The sequence below is a fragment of the Nitratidesulfovibrio oxamicus genome (genome assembly GCF_015731765.1).
Classification (GTDB): Bacteria; Desulfobacterota; Desulfovibrionia; order Desulfovibrionales; family Desulfovibrionaceae; genus Cupidesulfovibrio; species Cupidesulfovibrio oxamicus.
Window position 1 is genome coordinate 1 of record NZ_VRYY01000304.1, and the last position, 3,105, is coordinate 3,105.

Sequence of the window (3,105 nt, forward strand, 5' to 3'; positions counted from 1 at the left end):
GCACGCCGGGCGCGGTGGCCACGGCGGCGGAAACGCCGCACACGCCGCAGGCGGCGGCCATGGTGGCGGTGACCGAACGGTCGGCGCCCAGGCGCTTGCCCAGCCACAGCACGAAGATGGCGGTGCCGAACACGAAGGCCACGATGAGCGTGATGGCCACGCCGCCGACCTTCAGCAGCTTGTCGAAGGTATACAGCGAGCCCAGCATGATGACGCCGGTCTTGATGAACAGACGGGTGGTGCGGAAGCCTTCCTCCGCCCAGGCGGGAATCCTGCCGCCGAACAGGATGTTGCGGTAGAACATGCCGGTCAGGATGGACAGCAGGATGTAGTTCAGGCTCAGCACCTGCACCAGCCAGCCCTTGCTGCCGAACACCACGGCGTCCTTCATCCACGGCTCCACGTACACGCGCAGCACGTAGAGCGTGCCGATCATCACCGCGAGACCGGGCACGATGGCCAGGATCTTACCGAAAAGCCCCTTGTCTTCCATTGCGTTGCATCTCCTGGGGGTTGCGTGATCTTTGGTCGGATGCCCCGGCGTATCGCCCTGCCGCGCCCCTGCTGAGAGCATGACGCGGGCATGGCCCGCCGGTGCATCTTCCCTTTCCCTTGTTCCTTGCCGAAGCCCGGTGCCGTTCCTTCCCCGCTGCCGGGAAAGGCTGCGGGCGAAGCCGCGCGACGCCCCTTTGCGCCGCCCGCCCTGCCCGTGCCCACGGTTCCGTGCGCCGGATATCGCCCCCCATCAGCAAGACGCGGACCAACTCGATCCGAAACACCGAATACAAACAATACCGGCATGATGCGACACATGCGCGCCCTCCTGCCTGCTAACTCGCGGCAGCACCCGCAGCCGATGCAACGCAGCTTGCGGCACGCGGGTTGCCCTTTGCCCCGCCTGTGCTAGACATCGGCCATGCGACGCCGGGCGCGCGGGCATGGCGACATGCACGGCCCGCCTGAACGGCATCGCCGCACTGCCCCCCTGAGCCGGGGCACCAGAACGGAACTGGCGGGGCAGGCCTGTCGCAGCCCCTTCATGATATGTTGATGCATCGTGCAAGGAACTTCGTGATCCGACTTACGCCCCATTCGTTGCAGGCCCGCTTCCTGCTGGGCCTGCTGCTCATCCTCGCCTGCCTCGGCGGGTTCTTCGCCCTTTCGCTGTTCATGCACCTGGAACGGCTGGTGGAGAACGAGGCCCGCGACCGCGCGGCGCTCATCCTCTCGCAGGCCGAGGCGGTGCAGAGTTACGTGCGCAACACCCTGCGCCCTGCCATGTACAAAACCCTCTCCGAGGACACCTTCGTCATCGAGGCCATGTCCACCTCGTTCGTCACCCGCGCGGTAATGACCGACAACAACATGGCCCACGACCGGTTCACCTACCGCCGGGTGGCAGTGGGCGCGCGCAACCCGGCCTACGAAGCCTCCGAGCGCGAACGCGCCATCATAGCCAGGTTCCAGGAAGACCCGGAACTGACCCGCGTGGAGGACGTGACCGAGGATACCGGCGAGCGGTGGTTCATCACCGCGAGGCCGGTGCGGTTCGAAGCCTCGTGCCTGCGTTGCCATGGCGATCCGGCAGAGGCCCCGCCCGTGCTGCTGGCCATGTACGGGGCGGAGCGCGGCTTCTGGCGCAAGACCGGCGACCTGGCCGGCATGACCATGGTGGCCTTGCCCATGGACCAGGCCGTCAGCGGCATGACCGATGCGGTGATGTCGTTCGGGGTGTTGTTCGCGGGCGGGGCGCTGGTGCTGTTCGCGGTGATCCACGTATTCTTCAACCGGCTGGTGGTGCACAACCTGCGCCGCATGGGCGGGGTGATGCGCCGCCACTTCCCGGACGAGGCGGACATGACCATGCCCCGTCGCGGCCAACCGGACGTGGGCATAGACGATCTGCTGGGCGACATGGAATCGCTGGCCCTGCACCTGAGCGAGGCGCGGGCCAAGCTGCGCGACTATGCGGCCAACCTGGAAGGCATGGTGCACGAGCGCACCTTGGACCTTGCCTCCGAGGCCACGGCCCGGCGCACCGACGTCGAGTTGTTCGTGGGGCTGCTGGACCGCCTGAACCGCAGCAGCGGCAAGGGAGAATTGCTGGCCGCCTCGCTGGCGCTCATCGCGCGGCGCTTCGGGGCGGACCGGGCCGCCTACGCCTGCGTGCTTTCGGCCAGCGACTTTCATGCCTGGCCCGACCGCTCGGTGCGTCCAGAACTGCCCGCCGACTGGCACGACATGGCGGCGGAAGGCTCGCCGCGTCTCACCACGCGCGCCTGGTTCATCCCCGTCCAGACCAGCGACACCACGCGCGGCCTCTTGTGCCTGTACTGGGATGCGGACCATGCCAGCGGCCCCGGAACGGCGGACCTGGCCCAGGCCGTGGGGCGGCAGCTTGGCATCGCCATGGACAACCTGGACGCGCTGGACAACCTGCTGCGCCAGAACGCCCTGCTGGATTCCATCTTCGAGGGCATTTCCGACCCGCTGCTGCTGCTGGGCGGCGATGGCCGGGTGGTGCTGGCCAACAGTTCGGCACGTCGGCTGACCCGGTCGCTGGCGGCATCGCCCGGCAAGGCCGACGACGGGCACGATAACGCCGCCGCCACCAATGGCACCCCCCTAGCCGAACTGCTGGACGCGGCGGACATCGCCGCGCGCATGGGCGACGGCCCGGTGTCGCGCGCAGTGACCCTGCGCGACGGACGGTCCTTTGCGGTGAACGCCTATCCGCTGGGCGGACGGCTGGAGCGCGGCGGGCGCACCGTGGCCTACCTGCGCGAAACCACGGACGAGCGCCGCATGCTGGAACGCGTCCAGCAGCACGAGAAACTGGTGGCCGTGGGCAAGCTGGCCGCAGGCCTGGCCCACGAGATCAACAACCCGCTGGGGGTCATCCACTGCTATGCCGACCTGCTGCGCGCCGCCGCGCCGGACGGGCAGGCCCAGGCGGACATCGACGTGATCATGCGCCACACCGAGCAGGCCCGGAAGGTGGTGCGCGACCTGCTGGACTTTGCCCGGCCCAAACAGGCGGAACGCGGCCCTTGCGACGTGGCCGACGTGCTGGCGGGGCTGGCCGACGTGTTTCGCCCCCGGGCG

Annotated in this window: 2 protein-coding genes; one reads left to right on the forward strand and one right to left on the reverse strand. The window is 68.5% G+C overall.

Annotated elements, in window-relative coordinates; translation table 11 throughout:
• On the reverse strand, positions 1–493 hold a 493-nt coding region (locus tag FVW20_RS10770; protein ID WP_196609536.1), incomplete at its 3' end, for a putative sulfate exporter family transporter.
• A gap of 578 nt (positions 494–1,071) precedes the next feature.
• Between FVW20_RS10770 and FVW20_RS10775 the strand changes: the two genes are divergently transcribed.
• The coding region (locus tag FVW20_RS10775) for a c-type heme family protein (protein ID WP_196609538.1) at positions 1,072–3,105 on the forward strand (2,034 nt) is incomplete at its 3' end.